At 68.9% G+C, this 15,686-nt stretch carries 16 protein-coding genes; 12 read left to right on the top strand and 4 right to left on the bottom strand.

Annotation, left to right across the window (positions count from 1 at the left end; all coding sequences use genetic code 11):
* Window positions 1-97 precede the first annotated feature (97 nt).
* The 9 genes from CMC5_RS20240 (at window position 98) to ribD (ending at window position 7,347) form a co-directional block, all read left to right on the top strand.
* Window positions 98-805, top strand: a complete 708-nt coding sequence (locus tag CMC5_RS20240; protein WP_050431955.1) for a YceD family protein — start codon at window positions 98-100, stop codon at window positions 803-805.
* Between the two features lie 4 nt (window positions 806-809).
* Window positions 810-1,007 carry a 50S ribosomal protein L32 gene (gene rpmF, locus CMC5_RS42765; protein WP_082362641.1) on the top strand — a complete coding sequence of 66 codons (198 nt, stop codon included), beginning with the start codon at window positions 810-812 and terminating at the stop codon, window positions 1,005-1,007.
* Between the two features lie 42 nt (window positions 1,008-1,049).
* Window positions 1,050-2,033, top strand: coding sequence for a beta-ketoacyl-ACP synthase III (locus CMC5_RS20245; RefSeq protein WP_050431956.1), 984 nt, complete (start codon window positions 1,050-1,052; stop codon window positions 2,031-2,033).
* Window positions 2,034-2,128: 95 nt separating this feature from the next.
* Window positions 2,129-3,064: an ACP S-malonyltransferase gene (gene fabD, locus CMC5_RS20250; protein ID WP_050431957.1), complete on the top strand. Its 936-nt coding sequence runs from the start codon at window positions 2,129-2,131 to the stop codon at window positions 3,062-3,064.
* Between the two features lie 40 nt (window positions 3,065-3,104).
* Window positions 3,105-3,851, top strand: a complete 747-nt coding sequence (locus tag CMC5_RS20255) for a 3-oxoacyl-ACP reductase family protein (RefSeq protein WP_050431958.1) — start codon at window positions 3,105-3,107, stop codon at window positions 3,849-3,851.
* Between the two features lie 285 nt (window positions 3,852-4,136).
* Window positions 4,137-4,385, top strand: a complete 249-nt coding sequence (gene acpP / locus CMC5_RS20260) for an acyl carrier protein (RefSeq protein WP_050431959.1) — start codon at window positions 4,137-4,139, stop codon at window positions 4,383-4,385.
* 81 nt (window positions 4,386-4,466) lie between these two features.
* Window positions 4,467-5,711, top strand: coding sequence for a beta-ketoacyl-ACP synthase II (fabF, locus tag CMC5_RS20265; RefSeq protein WP_050431960.1), 1,245 nt, complete (start codon window positions 4,467-4,469; stop codon window positions 5,709-5,711).
* A gap of 7 nt (window positions 5,712-5,718) precedes the next feature.
* Window positions 5,719-6,180, top strand: coding sequence for a transcriptional regulator NrdR (gene nrdR, locus CMC5_RS20270; protein WP_050431961.1), 462 nt, complete (start codon window positions 5,719-5,721; stop codon window positions 6,178-6,180).
* A gap of 63 nt (window positions 6,181-6,243) precedes the next feature.
* Window positions 6,244-7,347: a bifunctional diaminohydroxyphosphoribosylaminopyrimidine deaminase/5-amino-6-(5-phosphoribosylamino)uracil reductase RibD gene (gene ribD, locus CMC5_RS20275; RefSeq protein ID WP_245678540.1), complete on the top strand. Its 1,104-nt coding sequence runs from the start codon at window positions 6,244-6,246 to the stop codon at window positions 7,345-7,347.
* 136 nt (window positions 7,348-7,483) lie between these two features.
* Here ribD and def read toward each other — a convergent pair whose 3' ends face one another.
* The 3 genes from def to CMC5_RS20290 all read right to left on the bottom strand — a co-directional run bounded on the left by def (window position 7,484) and on the right by CMC5_RS20290 (window position 11,016).
* On the bottom strand, window positions 7,484-7,999 hold the full coding sequence (gene def / locus CMC5_RS20280) for a peptide deformylase (RefSeq protein WP_050431963.1): 516 nt from the start codon (window positions 7,997-7,999) through the stop codon (window positions 7,484-7,486).
* Between the two features lie 144 nt (window positions 8,000-8,143).
* On the bottom strand, window positions 8,144-10,471 hold the full coding sequence (locus CMC5_RS20285) for an ATPase, T2SS/T4P/T4SS family (RefSeq protein WP_050431964.1): 2,328 nt from the start codon (window positions 10,469-10,471) through the stop codon (window positions 8,144-8,146).
* A 275-nt stretch (window positions 10,472-10,746) separates the two neighbouring features.
* Window positions 10,747-11,016, bottom strand: coding sequence for a hypothetical protein (locus tag CMC5_RS20290; RefSeq protein WP_050431965.1), 270 nt, complete (start codon window positions 11,014-11,016; stop codon window positions 10,747-10,749).
* Window positions 11,017-11,437: 421 nt separating this feature from the next.
* Here CMC5_RS20290 and CMC5_RS20295 point away from each other — a divergent pair, with 421 nt between their 5' ends.
* Window positions 11,438-11,647: a cold-shock protein gene (locus tag CMC5_RS20295; RefSeq protein ID WP_050431966.1), complete on the top strand. Its 210-nt coding sequence runs from the start codon at window positions 11,438-11,440 to the stop codon at window positions 11,645-11,647.
* Between the two features lie 67 nt (window positions 11,648-11,714).
* Here CMC5_RS20295 and CMC5_RS20300 read toward each other — a convergent pair whose 3' ends face one another.
* On the bottom strand, window positions 11,715-12,707 hold the full coding sequence (locus tag CMC5_RS20300) for a formylglycine-generating enzyme family protein (protein WP_050431967.1): 993 nt from the start codon (window positions 12,705-12,707) through the stop codon (window positions 11,715-11,717).
* A 162-nt stretch (window positions 12,708-12,869) separates the two neighbouring features.
* Between CMC5_RS20300 and CMC5_RS20305 the strand changes: the two genes are divergently transcribed.
* Together CMC5_RS20305 and CMC5_RS20310 are read left to right on the top strand one after the other, a co-directional pair.
* Window positions 12,870-14,366 carry an SIR2 family protein gene (locus CMC5_RS20305; protein WP_245678541.1) on the top strand — a complete coding sequence of 499 codons (1,497 nt, stop codon included), beginning with the start codon at window positions 12,870-12,872 and terminating at the stop codon, window positions 14,364-14,366.
* Between the two features lie 26 nt (window positions 14,367-14,392).
* Complete coding sequence (locus CMC5_RS20310) at window positions 14,393-15,514, top strand: ATP/GTP-binding protein (RefSeq protein ID WP_245678542.1); 1,122 nt, start codon at window positions 14,393-14,395, stop codon at window positions 15,512-15,514.
* Window positions 15,515-15,686: the final 172 nt, after the last annotated feature.

Genomic DNA, 15,686 nt, shown 5'->3' on the forward strand with positions numbered 1-15,686 from the left:
CTTGCGAGCCGCACCACCTCGCGCTAGGCAGTCCTTTCGCATCTCCTGAACTGTGCAGGCGGCGTTTGCCGTCGCGCTTCCCAGGAGGCCCGTCACCATGCCTCTCCTCTCCTACGTAGCCAACGACATCGACATCACCGGCACGCCGGTGGACGCCACCCTCCCGGAGAGCTGGCTGACCAGCGAGCTTTCGGAGGCCGAGGCGATCGCACTCGGTCCCGGCACCATCAAGGGCCGCCTCTCGCGGTCGGGCCCCACGGAGATCGTCGTTCGTGGACGGGTCGGGGCGCGCGTCACCGTCCCTTGCGCGCGGTGCCTCGGCCCCGCCCAGGTGTCCGTGGACGCGGAGATGGCGCTCCTGCTCCTCCCCGCGAAGGCCGCGCGTCACGCCGAGGGGGCGAACGGTAAGTCCTCGAAGTCGAAGGGAAGCGCGGATCGTGAGCCCGAGTACGAGTTCTCGTCCGAAGAAGCGGACCAGGACGTGTACGACGGCGAGATCGTGGTCCTCGATGGGTTCGTCCGGGAAGCAATCCTGCTCGAACTGCCAAGCTTCCCCTTGTGCTCCGAGGCATGTCCGGGTATCGGTGCCGCCGTGCTGGGGTCTGCGGAGGAGGACGCTCCTTCGTCCCCACCGGAGCAGCCCGCCGAAGAGCGTCCGGCGTCGATCGCCGACCTCCGAGACAGGTTTGCTCAGCGCTCCGGTCGCATCCCTGGTCCTCCCGCCCTGAATGGGGCGAACGGTTCCGCGGGCCACGCGGCCTCGCTGAGCAACGAGACACTGAAGAAGAAGAGCAAGAAGGAGTAGCCCCGTGGCTGTCCCGAAGAGGAAGAAGACCCCCCCGAAGCGCGACATGCGGCGCGCCCAACACGACAAGGTGACCCCCGTGCAGGTGATCTCCTGCGAGAACTGTGGGGAAGCCCGGCTGCCGCACCGCGCTTGCGGTTCCTGCGGTCACTACAAAGGTCGCAAGGCTGCTCCTACCGGCAGCGAGAACAGCGGTAGCTAGCCACCGCTCCCTGCTTCAGCGTTCATGAGCAACCCAGCGCCGATGCCCCGGAGCCGGATCCTCGGGACCGGCCACTACGCACCGGCGCGGGTGCTCTCGAACTCCGACCTCGAAAAAATCGTCGATACATCCGACGCCTGGATCTCCGAGCGAACGGGGATCCGGAGGCGGCATGTGGCCGCCGACGGCGAGACGACCAGTGACATGGCCGCCGCTGCGGCTCGGCGTGCGCTGGAAGCCGCAGGGCTGAGCGTCGCCGACGTCGATCTGATCATCGTCGGGACGATCAGCGGCGACACGCCCGTGCCGTCGTGCGCGGTGAACGTCCAGCAGAAGCTCGGCGCCGAGGAGATCCCGGCGTTCGACATCTCCGCGGCGTGCGCCGGGTTCCTCTACGGGATCACCATCGCCGATCAGTTCATCGCCACGGGGGCTGCGAACTGCGTCCTCGTGATCGGGGTCGAGCTCCTGTCGCGCATCCTCAACTGGGAGGATCGCACCACGTGCGTGCTTTTCGGCGACGGTGCGGGGGCGGTCGTGCTGGGGCCAGCGCGCGGGGACGGACGCGGGATCCTGTCGACCTGCATCTTCTCCGACGGTGCGCTGGCGTCGTCGCTCATCGTGCCAGCCGGCGGGACGGCGGAGCCCGTCACGGACGAGGGCCTCGAGCGGAAGCGCAACAAGGTCCACATGGTGGGCCAGGACATCTTCCGGGTCGCCATCAAGAACCTGACGAGCGCCTCGACGCACGCGCTGAAGGCCTCCGGGCTGACGAGCGCAGAACTCGACTGGGTCGTCGCGCACCAGGCGAACCTGCGGATCATCACCCAGGTGTCGTCACGGCTCGGCTTCCCGCTCGAAAAGTTCGTGATCAACATCGCGGAGTACGGCAACACCTCCAGCGCCTCGATCCCGATCGCGCTCGACGAAGCGGTGCGCGATGGGCGCATCCAGCCGGGCCAGAGCGTCTTGCTGTGCGCGCTGGGAGCCGGCATTTCGTGGGGTGCGGCGCTCGTCCGGATGTGAGCTGCGCGCGGATGTGAGCTGCGCGCGCACCTGAAGCAGCTTTCTGGCGCAAGGTGCCTACGCAGGGCGACCATGCCGTGCTAAGCGCCGCCCTCGTGAAGGTTGCATGGCTCTTTCCTGGGCAGGGCGCGCAAGAGGTCGGCATGGGCAAGGCCCTCGCGGAGTCGTCCGAAGCGGCCCGCGACGTCTTTCGACAGGCCGATGCCGCGCTGGGAGAGCCTCTCTCCAGGCTCTGCTTCGAAGGGCCGATCGAGGAGCTGACGCTCACCCGGAACACGCAGCCTGCCCTCGTGGCGGCGAGCTGCGCGACGCTCGCTGCGCTGCGTGAGCGCTACCCCGAGCTGGGGGTGCCCGTCTTCGCCGCGGGTCACTCGCTCGGCGAGTACAGCGCGCTCGTGGCGGCGGGGGCGCTCTCGCTGGAGGACGCCGTGCGGCTCTGCCGCCTGCGGGGCGAGGCGATGCAGGAGGCCGTGCCGGCGGGGCAGGGGGGCATGGCGGCGGTGATGGGGGTCGACGCCCCGACGCTGAAGGCCCTCTGCGAGGAGGCAGCGCAAGGGGAGATCGTGTCCGCCGCGAACTACAACGGTCCCGGGCAGACGGTGATCGCGGGGCACGCGAGCGCGGTCTCGCGCGTGGGGGAGCTCGTCGCGAAGCACGGGGGGAAGATGGTCGTGCTCAAGGTGAGCGCGCCTTTCCACTGCGCGCTCATGCGCCCTGCGGCCGAGCGTCTCGATGCGGCGCTGGCCGAGACCCGATTCGGAGCGCTCGCGTTCCCGGTGATCGCCAACGTGAGCGGCGAGCCGAACGGGGATCCGGGAGAGGTGCGGTCGCTGCTCGTCGAGCAGGTGGCGAGCCCGGTGCAGTGGCTGCGCACCATCGAGCGCATGGTCGACGAAGGTGTCACCCACGCGCTGGAGATCGGACCCGGCAAGGTGCTCGCGGGTCTCGTGAAGCGCATCTCCAAGCAGATCAAGGTGCTCGGCGTGAACGATCCCGCGACCGTCGAGAGCGTGGCGTCGTTCCTCGCGTGAGCGAGGGCGGTACAGGTCAAGCAGCGGAGGCTCGGGTTCGATGTTCCAGTTGACGGATAAAGTAGCGATCGTGACGGGTGGGTCTCGCGGTCTCGGCCGCGCTGCTGCCGAGGCCCTCGCGGCGCAAGGCGCGCACGTGGTGGTCACCTACGTCCGCGGTGAGGCCGAGGCGAAGGCCGTGGTGGACGGCATCACGGCGAAGGGGGGGAAGGCGGAGGCCATCGGCTTCGACGTCGCCGACATGGCGGCGTCCGAGGCGGCGATCGCCGAGGCGTCGAAGCGCCTGGGGCGGCTCGACATCCTCGTGGCGAATGCGGGCATCTCCATCGACAACCTGCTCCTCCGCGTGAAGGAGGAAGAACTCGACCGGCTCTTCGCGGTGAACGTCAAGGGCACGATCGCGTGCGCGCGTGCCGCGATCAAGGTGATGATGCGTGCGCGCACGGGCCGCGTGGTGTTGCTCTCGAGCGTGGTCGGCGAGATGGGCAACGTCGGGCAGACGGCGTATGCCGCGACGAAGGCGGCGCTGCTCGGCGTGACCAAGTCGCTCGCCCGCGAGTACGCATCTCGTGGGATCACGGTGAATGCCGTCGCGCCCGGGTTCATCGAGTCGGACATGACGGCCACGATCAACGCGGAGATGAAGGAGACCCTGCTGAAGGGCGTCCCGCTCGGGCGCATCGGGCGTGCCGAAGAGGTCGCCGCGGCCGTGGCGTTCCTCTGCTCCGACGAGGCCAGCTACGTCACCGGCCAGACGCTCCGCGTCAACGGCGGCATGTACGTCTAGGCACGTCGACGAGGGGTCGGACGAGGCATGGAGACGCCGTGTCAGCCGAGGCGTGTAGACGAGGTGTCGGCCGAGGCGTGTAGCCGAGGTGTCACCGGTGTTGCGCGTCATCGAAAAAGGGACGCGGCGGGATTTCTGTGGTGCAGTGAAGTCAACGATGGGCTAGTAGGGGCCGCGAACGAGTAGCACTGCCTCCTCGAATCGACGGGGTGGCGGCCTTCGTTTGATTGTACGGCGTGGCCCCTGGATGTAGACGGGAGCCCGGTTTTTGCTGGAGAGGAAGCCATGGCGGAAGGGCGCGACATCACGGCCGAGGTCAAGCGGATCATCAAGGAGCAACTCGACGTCGACGAGAAGGACATCAAGCCTGAAGCGACGTTCATCGAGGATCTGGGCGCCGATTCGCTGGGCCTGGTCGAGCTGGTGCTAGCCTTCGAGGAAGCGTTCGAGATCGACATCTCGGACGAAGACACGGAGAAGATCCGGACGGTCCAGGACGCCATCGACTACATCGAGCAGCACACGAAGAAGTAATCATGCCGGACGGGGCCCGCGGAGCCGGCGCCCTGACCTCATGCTCGGCCCGCGCCGCCCGGCCCATCGCTGGGAATATTCATGGAACGCGTAGTCATCACCGGCATCGGGCTGGTCACTCCCAACGGAATCGGAACTCAGGAGACCTGGCGGTCGGTCCTCGCGGGTGAGTCCGGCATCGGTCCGATCACCCTCTTCGACCCCGCCCCCTTTCCCACCCGCTTCGCAGGCGAGGTGAAGGGGTTCTCGGCCGAGCAGTGGATGCCGAAGAAAAAGGTGCGGGAGATGGGCCGGTTCGCCCACCTCTCGCTGGCGGCGGCGCAGCTCTGCATCAAGGACGCGGCCATCGAGCTGACCGACGAGGATCGGGAGCAGTGCGGCACGCTGATCGGCGTGGGGCTGGGTGGGCTGGAGTATCTCTACCAGCACTCGCTCACCCTCCACGAGCGGGGTCCCTCCAAGGTCAGCCCGTACTTCATCCCGACGGTGATCGCGAACCTCGCGGCCGGGCAGGTGGCGATCTCGCTGAACCTCCGCGGCGTGAGCTACTGCAACACGAGCGCATGCTCCTCCAGCGCGCACTCCCTCGGTGAGGCCTTCGAGTGGATCCGCCGAGGTCGCTCCTCGATCATGCTCGCGGGCGGAGCGGAGTCGACGGTGACGGGGCTCGGCGTCGGCGGCTTCAGCGCGATGTTCGCGCTCTCCAGGAGGAACGACGAGCCGCATCGCGCGAGCCGCCCCTGGGATCGCGGGCGCGACGGCTTCGTCATGAGCGAGGGGGCGGGGTGCCTGCTCCTCGAGTCGCTCACCCATGCGCGTGCGCGTGGGGCGACGATCTACGGCGAACTCGTCGGGTACGGGGCGTCGTGCGACGCCTACCACATCACCAAGCCGTCACCGGACGGTGAGGGCGCGCAGCGCGCGATGAAGATGGCGCTCGACGACGCGCGGCTCGCTCCGGACGCGATCGACTACATCAACGCGCACGGGACCTCGACGCCTCAGGGAGACATCGAGGAAGCCCGGGCGATCATCGGCCTCTTCGGCGAACGGGCGCTCTCGAAGCAGCTCCTGGTGAGTTCCACCAAGTCGTCGATGGGCCACCTGCTCGGCGCTGCCGGAGCCGTGGAGCTGGCGCTCTCGGCGCTCGCGCTCCGTGACGGCATGGTGCCCCCCACCATCAACCTGGAAGACCAGGACCCGAACTGCCCCCTCGACTTCGTGCCTCTCACGGCGCGAGAGCGTCCTCTCCGCCACGTGATGAGCAACGCTTTCGGGTTCGGCGGGACCAACGTGTCGCTGGTCCTCTCCCGCTTCGAGGCGTGAGCAGCCCATGAAGTGCCCCTTTTGCGGCCATCTCGAAGATCGGGTGATCGACTCCCGGGCCGGTGGCTCGGGCGAGGTCATCCGGCGTCGACGGGAGTGTGCGGCCTGCGAGCGGCGCTTCACCACCTACGAGCGCGTCGAAGACATCCTCCCCACGGTGGTCAAGAAAGACGGCCGCCGTGAGCCTTTCGACCGCCAGAAGCTGGGGCGCGGACTCCGGATCGCCTGCAACAAGAGGCCGGTCTCCACGGAGCAGCTGGATTCCATGGTCGACGCCATCGAGCGAGAGGCCCAGGAGTCCGAGCGCCGGGAGATCTCCTCCGCGGAGCTCGGGGATCGGGTCATGCGCCACCTGCGAGACCTTGACGAGGTCGCCTACGTCCGATTTGCCAGCGTGTACCGATCTTTCCGTGACATCGATCAGTTCATGGCGAAGCTCGGCAAGCTTGTGAAGGCCAAGGCGCCCTAGTAGATCCGGTCTTCTCCGATGCCAGCGCAGAGTACGCGCCCCGAAACCGCTTTCGACCTGGCCATGATGCGTGCCGCCATCGAGGAGGCACGCAAGGCCATGCCGTCCCCCAACCCGCCTGTCGGCGCGCTGGTGGTGAGCGCCACTGGAGAGATCCTCTCCGCGACGCACCACGTGAGGGCCGGCGAGGAGCATGCCGAGGTCCTCGCCCTCGCCGCCGCGGGCGAGGGGGTGAAGGGAGGGACGCTCTACGTCACCCTGGAGCCGTGCAACCACGAGGGGAGGACGCCTCCCTGCGTCGACACCATCCTCGGTTCGGGCGTCAAACGGGTCGTCATCGGCTCGCTCGATCCGAACCCGGAGGTCGTTGGCGGCGGCGCGCAGCGGCTGAGCGACGCTGGCCTCCCGGTGGAGGTGGGCGTCGCTGGCGCAGAGGCGCGGGCGCTGATTGCTCCTTGGGCAAAATACATCACGACTGGACTGCCTCATGTCGCGCTGAAGCTCGCCCTGTCCCTCGATGGGAGGATCGCGACGCGAACGGGGGCTTCCAAGTGGGTCACCGGGCCCGAGGCGCGCGCCAAGGTGCAGGAACTCCGGGCCCGCCACGACGCCGTGGCGGTCGGGATCGGGACGGCGCTGGCCGACGATCCTCGGCTGACGGTGCGGGAGTCGTCGTTCCTGCCCGAGGGGCGCATGAGCCCCATCCGGCTGGTCTTCGACACGCGGCTGCGGTTGCCGCTGCACACGCGATTGGTCCAGACGGCGCGCGAGGTGCCCACGTGGGTGCTGTCGGGCGCGGACGCCCCCGAGGAGGCGGAGCAAGCGCTGGTGGACGCGGGGTGCATGGTGCTGCGCACGCCGACGTCGGCCGAGGGGCGGGTGGACGTCACGGCGGCGATGCGGCTCTGCGCGGCACAGGGGATCGTGTCCATCCTCGTCGAGGGCGGTGCCGAGCTGGCGGGGAGCTTGCTCGCCTCGCGTGTGCCGGACGAGCTGCATGCGTTCGTCGCGCCCATCCTTCTCGGGCCGCGAGGGCGCCCAGGGGCCGTGGACTGGGCAGGGCCGGACACGCCGGTGGAGGCGCCCCGGATCGTCGATCCGCACTGGGAGCTGTGCGGGCGTGATGCCTACGTGAGCGGTCCGCTGGCGTTCCCGTCTCGCGGCTGACGCGAAGAGGCCACGCCGCGACGGCGTGTGGCGCTGCCTGCAGTCGATCCGGTGGACGATGCAGGCGTGGTCCTGGCTTCGGTGTGTCGCGTCGCCTGCACCCCGTCTGGCGGTCGATGCAGGCAGGGTCCCGGCTTCAGCCGGCGGCTTCGGCGTGGCGCTTCTGCATCTTGCGCTGGACGATGCGCTTCTTGAGCACGCCCATGCGATCGATCATGAGCACGCCGTCGAGGTGATCGAGTTCGTGCTGGATCGCGACGGACAGCAGATCTTCCGCGGTCAGCTCGAAGGTCTTCCCGTGGCGATCCTGGGCCCGCACGGTGACCTTCACGGCGCGCTTGATGTCCTCGCTCACGCCCGGGAAGGAGAGGCACCCCTCGGGGCCGAGCACGTCGCCGCCTTCCCGGTGGGTGATCTCGGGGTTGATGAACACCATCAGGTTCGAGGGTTCGTCCTCGGACGCGATGTCGATGATGAAGATGCGATGGGGCTCGCCGACCTGTGTCGCGGCGAGGCCGACGCCAGGCGCGGCGTACATGGTCTCGGCCATGTCATCGATGAGTCGCTCCAGCTCGGGGGTGATCTGGGTGACGGGCTGTGCCTTCTGGCGGAGGCGGGGGTCGGGGTAGTGGAGGATGGTTCGGATGGCCATGGTCCAGTTCAGTAACGTAGCGTCGGGCGGCGCTCCACGCCCGTCAAGAGGCGGGGGCGTGGTGCATCGTCAGGGCGACGAGTTCGCCCCGGTGGCGCGTCATGGACACGGTCCCGCCCGGCAGGCGTGCTGCGGTCGGATCCGTCAACGGCTGCGGCGGAGGGGCGCGGTGTCGATGTTGACGCCCCGCGCGGCAAGGTCCTCCACGATGGAGGGGATCACGCCGGAGGAGTGGAAACTGCCTTCGATGGCGCCTCCAGCGGCCGTCCGCTCGACCGAGAAGGTGAGGACGTCGCGCACGGCGAGCTGACCGCCTTCCATGACGAGATCGGCGACCCGGAACACCCGATCGCGGCCGTCGCGGAGTCGGGCGATCTCGACGACGAGGTCGATCGACGACGCCAGCCACTCACGCGCTGCTTCGAGCGGGACGCCTGGCCTCGCTGCGGCGATGTCGGCGATGAGGCGGGGGATGGCTTGGCGCAAGGTGGCTGCGCGGGCGCCGGCGAGGACGCCGGTCGCGCCGTCTCCGATGGCGAGCACCAGCTCCGCCGCGACCTGGCCCGAGAGGCTGTGGACCAGGATGCGATCCGGCCTCAGGCGGGCCGCCGTGCGCACGGCGCTGGCGGCCGTGACGTTCGTGCTGCCCAGCGAGATGCCGATCGCGTGGGGCGGCTGGATCACCAGGTCGTCGTCGTCCTGCAGGGCGACCAGGCGCTCGTCGACGCCGCCGGCTGCCGCGAGGGCGCCGAGCAGGGCCGCGGCCCCCGAGCCGCGTGAGCCCACGACCAGCACGTTGGCGCGCGCTGCGACGCACTGAGCGAGAAGGCCGGCCATCCCGCGCGAGATGGTCCCGCTGCGGACGAGATCGTCGAGAGAGAGCTCGACGCGCTGGGGTTTGCGGAGGGTCAGGGCGACGCCTCCGCCCGGCGTGGCGGAGAGGACCGCCAGCAAGCGGGCGCCGCGCGGGAGGGTGCGCTCGATGAGAGCCTCTCCCTCGCCCTGGGCGACGCCGCCGAGCACGCACAATCTCTGGATGATGCGCGCGAGGGCCGCGTCGTTGCTGAAGCCCACCTCCGCGGCCACCGACCGGCGGTTGTGCGTCACGACCACGTGGTCGTGGCGGAAGACCTGGATCTCGGAAACGTCGTCGTCCTGGAGCAGCGCCTCCAGGGGGCCGAGCTGGATCAGCTCGCGGCGTGCGTCCGCCACGAGGGTGTCGCCGTCGACGTCGGCCGGGAGGTCGCCCGCGGCGCGCAGGCCCATCACGGCCTCGCCCAGCCCGACCTCCAGGCGGCGCGTCAGGGCCTCATCGGGCGCACCACCACCCGCGAGGGGGCGCAGATCGACCGTCTGCCCGAGCCGCTCCATGAGCCGGGAGAGCGCGCGCTGGCGGGCCGTCGCGACGAAGGGCTCGGAGATCTGCACGGCGCGGTCCGAAGCGGGCGGGACGAGCGCGCGTCGCGGTGAGGCCGCGGGGTGGCTTCCCGTGCCGCTGGGGATGGGGGACGCTGCCGGGTAGCTGCCCGTGCCCGTGGGGATGGGGGATGCTGCCGGGTAGCTGCCCGTGCCCGTGGGGATGCCCAGGGAGGCGCCGCTGAGGGGCTCGCGTGGGGTCGACCTGTCCAGCGTGAGCACGCCCGGTGTGACGCGCGAGGGGGGCTGGAGCGCCGTGACCGTAGCGGGGCGCACGGCGCCAGGCGGTGGTGTCGCCGGGAGCGTGGGACCCGTCCCCGTCGAGAGCGCGCTGGTGCGTGGGGAAGGGACCCGCGGAGGGCCAGGGAAGGCCTCGATCGACTCGTCCGGATCGTTCTCCAGCGGGAAGTGGCTGATCACGTGCCCGCCGGTGCGAGACAGCTCCCCGCGGGGCTCGACCTGGGGGGAGGGGACGCCCTGGCTCCGCTCGACGGACGAGGGAGGCAAGGGAACCAGCGCGGGTTCCACGGGGGAGATCGTGTTCGACGGCAGGTTGCGGCGCTCGGCCGGATCGCCCAGGGAGGAGGGGCGATCGAAGCTGCTGGCGGGCGGCGGCGCAGCAGAGGGGCCGACGGGGAGGCCACGGTCGAGGGCCTCGCCTGGCATGCTCGGCGCGGCGTTGAACCCTTCGACCTCCCCGGGCTCCTGGTGGGTGGGCAGGGGGGCGGCTTGTCCCTCGATCGAGGACACCGCGACCTCACTCACCGACACCGTCTCGACGCGGAGAACGAAGTCGCCGATGTAGATCTTGTCACCCTCGCGGACGATCGTCGCCTGGGCGATCTTGCGCCCGTTGACGTACGTGCCGTTGGTGCTCTTGAGATCGGTGATGATGAAGCGACCGTCGCGGTAGAGGAGACGCGCGTGACGCTTCGAGACGTTGCCCTTGGGCAACATCAGCTCGTTGCCCTGGACGCGGCCGACGTTGATCTCGGTCCTGTCGAAAACCTCGCGGCGCTCCGCGCCCCCCTTCTCGCTGACGATCACCGAGAACATTCCGTCGCCTCACGGAGTCAGGGGCAGAGCCGGCTTTTCCGGCAGAGCCGCGCAGAACCCGACATCCTCACCCGGCCATACGAGCAAGGCTGCCGGGCTCTGTCAACGACGTGACGGAAGGAGTGCGGAGGACGAGCCCGAGCCCGTGACGACCTGACGACGACTTCATGCTGGAGATCGGCGATGCTGTGGTCGTCGTGGCCCGTGGTGACGATCCGTGGAGAGCCGTGTCGGGTCGAGGTTCCAGGCGGTCGGCGCTCCGGTCAGCGCTCCGGTCAGCGCTCCACCAGAGGCTGCGTCGTCGCTGACGCGGTGTCGGAGGGACAAGGACGGGAGTGACCCAGGCGCCGATCCTCGACGTCGGTCGCAAGAAGGCTGAGCAGCTCACCGGCGAGGGCCATCACCTCCTGCTCGTTCAGCCCGTTCTGGCGCAGCTCGCGGTACATGGTCTTCGCCAGAATGCGCACCGAGCGCGGATCGCGCGATTGTTCACGGCTCGACGAGTCGAGGGCGTCGGAACCCGAGACGGGGAGAAGCGTTGGCATGACGAGCGGGCCGTAGCGAGTTGTGTGCCAGCCGGAACCCTCTCGATTTCCGCAGAAAACGCCATGAGTCATGCGTAGGTCGATTCGCGTGTGTCAGCGACGCCGCCACCGAGGTTTCGCGGGAAGATCCCGCCATTTTCAATTTATGCATCGGGGTCGGGTGAGGCATGGCACTGCAAAGGTATGGTCCCGTTCCTTCGCACGGCTTGACCAAGTGTCATGGGGACGTCTAGGGTGACGCCGCTCGGACCGGGAAGTTTCGTCAGGTTTGTAGGATGAACTGCATCAACACCGCGCGCGGGGCGACGCTGAGCGCGTCGACCTTCCGCGATGGGGGGAGACCTGACCATGGGGGGGCCGACGAGGAGCCCTCGTCCCGAACGCCCGGAAGCACGAGCCGAGACGTGGAAGTGGAGGAAATATGGCAGTTGGCATCGTGAAGTGGTTCAACGACGAAAAAGGCTGGGGCTTCATCAAGCAGGAGGCCGGCCCCGATGTCTTCGTGCATTACTCGCAGATCAGCGGAGACGGGCGTCGTCGGCTCATCGAGAACGAGACCGTCGAGTTCGAGATCAAGGAGGGTCCCAAGGGCCTTCAGGCGATCAACGTGGTCCGCGGCGAAGCCAGCTGACGTCTACTTGAACTGGCCGGAGCCTGGTCGTCCGGGCTCGGCATCTTCTTTCTTGATTGCTCGTCGCTCAGGCATCCCGCGCACAGCGGAACCCGCGCCACGTCCGGCGCGTGCTCGGCAGGTCGTGCAGCCGCGCGGACGTTCGTAGCCACGGCCGTCCGTGGACATAGGAGCCGCCGCGGACCACACGCTCGTCACCGCTCGCGGGTCCTCGCGGGTTCCGTGCGCTTTCGGGCGGGTACTCGGGTGCGTACCAGTCGGCCACCCACTCCTCGACGTTGCCGGCGAGGTCGTCGATGCCGTCTGGCGTGCGCCCCTGGGGAAAGGTGCCCACGGGCGCGAGTTCCAGGGCGCCATCGCCCGCGTCCAGGTTGGTGTCCAGCGCGAGCTGGCCGTGGTTGGCGTGGAACGGGTTGTAGACGTTTCCCCAGGGATAGCGCCGCCCCGCGTTCTGGCCGAGCTGCCAGGGGGTGGTGCCTCCGTGACGACCGCCCCTGGCGGCTCGCTCCCATTCGGCCTCGGTCGGCAAGCGACCTCCCGCCCAAGCGCAGAAGCGCGAGGCGTCGAACCAGGTGACGAGCACCACGGGAAAGTCCGGCTGGTCGAATCGCTGTCCGCCGGACGCATACGGGGGGCTGTCACAGGCCCCCGCGGCCACGCACTGGCGGTAGCGGGCGACCGTGACCTCGGTCCGGTCGAGCCAGTAGTCGGACAGGTAGACCTCGTGGATGGAGGACTCGTTCATGAACGTTTCCGCGAGCTCGTTCACGCAGGCGTGACCGCCCGGCTCCAGCTTGCAGAGGGTGATGGCGTGTCCAATTTCCGGCTCGCTCGAGCCCATGCTGAAGCTCTCGGCGCGGATCAGGACCGCATCAGGCCCTGGCGTACGGAGTGCGAGCACGCCCTCCGAGGTCTCCGCGGCCGCCGCGGCAGGCAGGGTGGGAGGGGGGTTGGCGCGCGCCGGCGCCGATGTCCAGGAAGGAGTCCTCTGCGGAGGCGCGGCTGCTCCGAGGGAGGCCACGGAAATGAAGGCCAGCGCGAGCGGGACCGCAGTGCGCATGGCTCCACGGATAGCATGTCGTCCGCCGCCTTGCTCCTCGTCCATCCGGGCCAGAACCAGGAATGAACCCGCGGAGAGAAGGTGCCGCAAAAGTGCGTCTCGCGCTCGGGGGCGATACACTCCGAGGACGCTGCTCAGATCGCTATGGAGAACGCAAATACGATGAACGCGGGGGATGACGCTGCTGTCCTCGCGGAGCTCCAGGGCGCCCTCGAGGGAGGGGACGTCGTGCTCTTCGTGGGAGGCGGCATCTCCGTGGCTGCCGGTCTGCCGACCTGGCGTCAGTTCGCCGAAGGGGTGATCGCGCTGATGCGCCAGCGCGGTCTGGACGCTGCCATGGTTCAGGAGGTCGCGGACCTCGCGCACGCGCAGCGCTACCTCGACGCCATGGCCGCGGCCGAGGACGCGCTGGGGCCCGTCTTCCAGGAGCAGGTGATGGCCGTGCTCGACGACGCGGGGCACGAGCTCCCGCCGATCGCGCACGCCCTCGCTGCCCTGCGGTACGACCTGCGTGCGGTGGTCACCACCAACCTGAACCACCTGCTCGAGCGCGCCTTCGGCTGGGAGGTCTTCACCACCATCACGGACGCGGTCGCGCACGGGCGTGGCTTCATCCTCAAGCTCCAGGGGACGCTTCGCGACCCTTCGACGTGGGCGCTGACGCGGGAGCGCTTCCACGCGCAGCTCTCCGCACCCGAGGCGCGGCGCGCGCTCGCCTCTGTCTTCTCGGTGTGCCCGGTGCTCTTCGTCGGCTTCGGCTGGGGCGACGACAGCTTCGAGCAGATGCTCAGGGACGTCCGCGATCTCTCTGGCGAGGGGGCGCCGCCGCGCTTCGCGCTCATGCCGGCGTCGAGCTTGCCCCCCTACCGTCGCAAGACGCTGCAGGAGATGGGCTTCCGGATCCTGCCGTACGACAACGTCGGCGGAAAGCACGCCGAGCTGCTCGACATCCTGGACCGGCTCGTCGAAGGGTCGAGCCGCATCGACATCCGGCCGGCCCCGAAGTCCATCCTGCCGCCCGCCATCCCCGATCTCGAGATTCCTCCCTCGTCATCCGGACTGTCCGGGCTCGCCGGGTTCGCGGCGAGCTGGAGCCTGCTCGACTTCGGGGAGCCGGAGATGCCTGCGGGCGCGCTGGACGCTCCCTCGCGCGCTGCAGGTAGCATCGCGCTGACGTCGCGGCGGATGAGCGAGCCACCCGCGAACCCCATCGAGGTCTTCTTCTCGTACTCGGAAGCGGACCGGGATCTGCGCGACAAGATCGAGACGCACCTGGCCATCCTCAAGAGGAAGGGCGTGATCCGCGGTTGGCACGAAGGCGAGATCGGTGCTGGAGAGGACTGGGACCGGGAGGTGCGCGAGCACCTGGAGTCCGCGAAGATGATCCTCCTCCTCATCAGCGCCGACTTCCTCGCCTCGGACTTCTGTTACGAGGCGCAGATGCGGCGCGCCATCCAGCGCCACGAGCGGGGGGAAGCGCGCGTCATCCCGATCATCCTCGACGCCTGCGACTGGGAGCCCGCGCCCTTCGGGAAGTTGAAGCCGCTGCCCGACAAGGGGAGGGCGGTCACGAGCTGGGCGAACCAGAGCGAGGCGTTCGCCGACATCGCGCGCGGTATCCGCAAGGAGGTCGAGCAGCTCACACAAAACCCCTCGTAGGCTCACCGAGCGCTGGCGCCCAGCCGGTGAGCCACTCAGAGGTGCCTCCTCCTCCTGGTATCTGGGGCGTGCCGCCCTGGACCGGCAGGAACCTCGCTTCCCGCGACGAGCAGCTCGTGGAGATCAGCGCGGCGCTGGCTCGCCGCGGCATGGCTCCGCTCTGCGGGCTGGGTGGCGCGGGCAAGACGATGCTCGCCATCGAGTTCGCCCACCGGAACGCGAGCGCGTACGACATCGTGTACATGATCCAGAGCGAGTCCCAGTGGTCCTTGCTCAACGGGTTCGCGGCGCTCGCGTCGGAGCTGCGGGTGCCGGAGCAGGAGCTGCTGATGGACGAGGCCTCCTCGTCACAGACCAGCTCGGGCAGCAAGACGTCGTCACGGCAGCCGCGGGTGGTCACCGCCGTGAAGAGTCGGCTCGGGCGAAGGGGAAGGTGGCTTCTCATCTTCGACGGTGTGCGCAGCCCGCAGCTGCTCGATCACTACCTGCCGAGCATCACGCAGGGGGGACACATCTTGATGACCTCGACCAACCCCATCTGGAGAGGGCTGGCGACGGTAGCGGTCCGTGGGCTGTCGCGCGCGGAGTCCGTGAGCTTTCTTCTGCGGCGCACTGGCGAGGTCGACGCCGAGGTCGCCGACACGCTCGCGGAGCGGCTCGGCGATCTGCCGCTCGCCCTGGCGCAGGCAGGTGCATACATCGAGGAAACGGGGCGCCCCCTCGCGGAGTACGTGTCGCTCTTCCGGCAGCGGCCGGCAGCGCTCCTCGAGCGCCCTCAGACGCTTCCGGTCACGGTGGCCACCACCTGGGAGAGCTCGCTGGCCGAGGTCTTCCAGAGCCCGCCAGCCGCGGACCTGCTCAGCCTCCTCTCGTTCTTCCCCATGGAGGAGATCCCACGCAGGGTGCTCTCCGGGCACGATCCGCTGGTCCTCGACGACGCCATCGCCGTCCTGCGCTTGCACTCGCTGATCGAGGTGAAGCCCGCTTCCTACAGCGTACACCGGCTCGTCAAGATCATCGTGCAGCACCAGCTTCGCCAGGAGGACCGACAGCGCTGGAGGGAGGCGGCACGCCAGCTTTTGCGTACCTCGGTGAGCCAACCCTCCACCATCGATCCCAACGAACTCACGGAGCCCGACCTCTCGTGACGCTCCTTTCAGCCCATCTCGTGCAAGGAGCGCGGGGATTGCAAAGGAGCAGCCACATCGGCGCTTTCCCGACGGAATCCCGTGAGCGCGCAGCCGTCTCTTCCGGACGAATCTCCACTGCGGGCGTTCGATCGCCTGGCTTCCTGATATTTCATCGGGCGCGTATGCTCTT

The sequence above is a fragment of the Chondromyces crocatus genome (genome assembly GCF_001189295.1).
In the GTDB taxonomy this organism is placed as follows: domain Bacteria; phylum Myxococcota_A; class Polyangia; order Polyangiales; family Polyangiaceae; genus Chondromyces; species Chondromyces crocatus.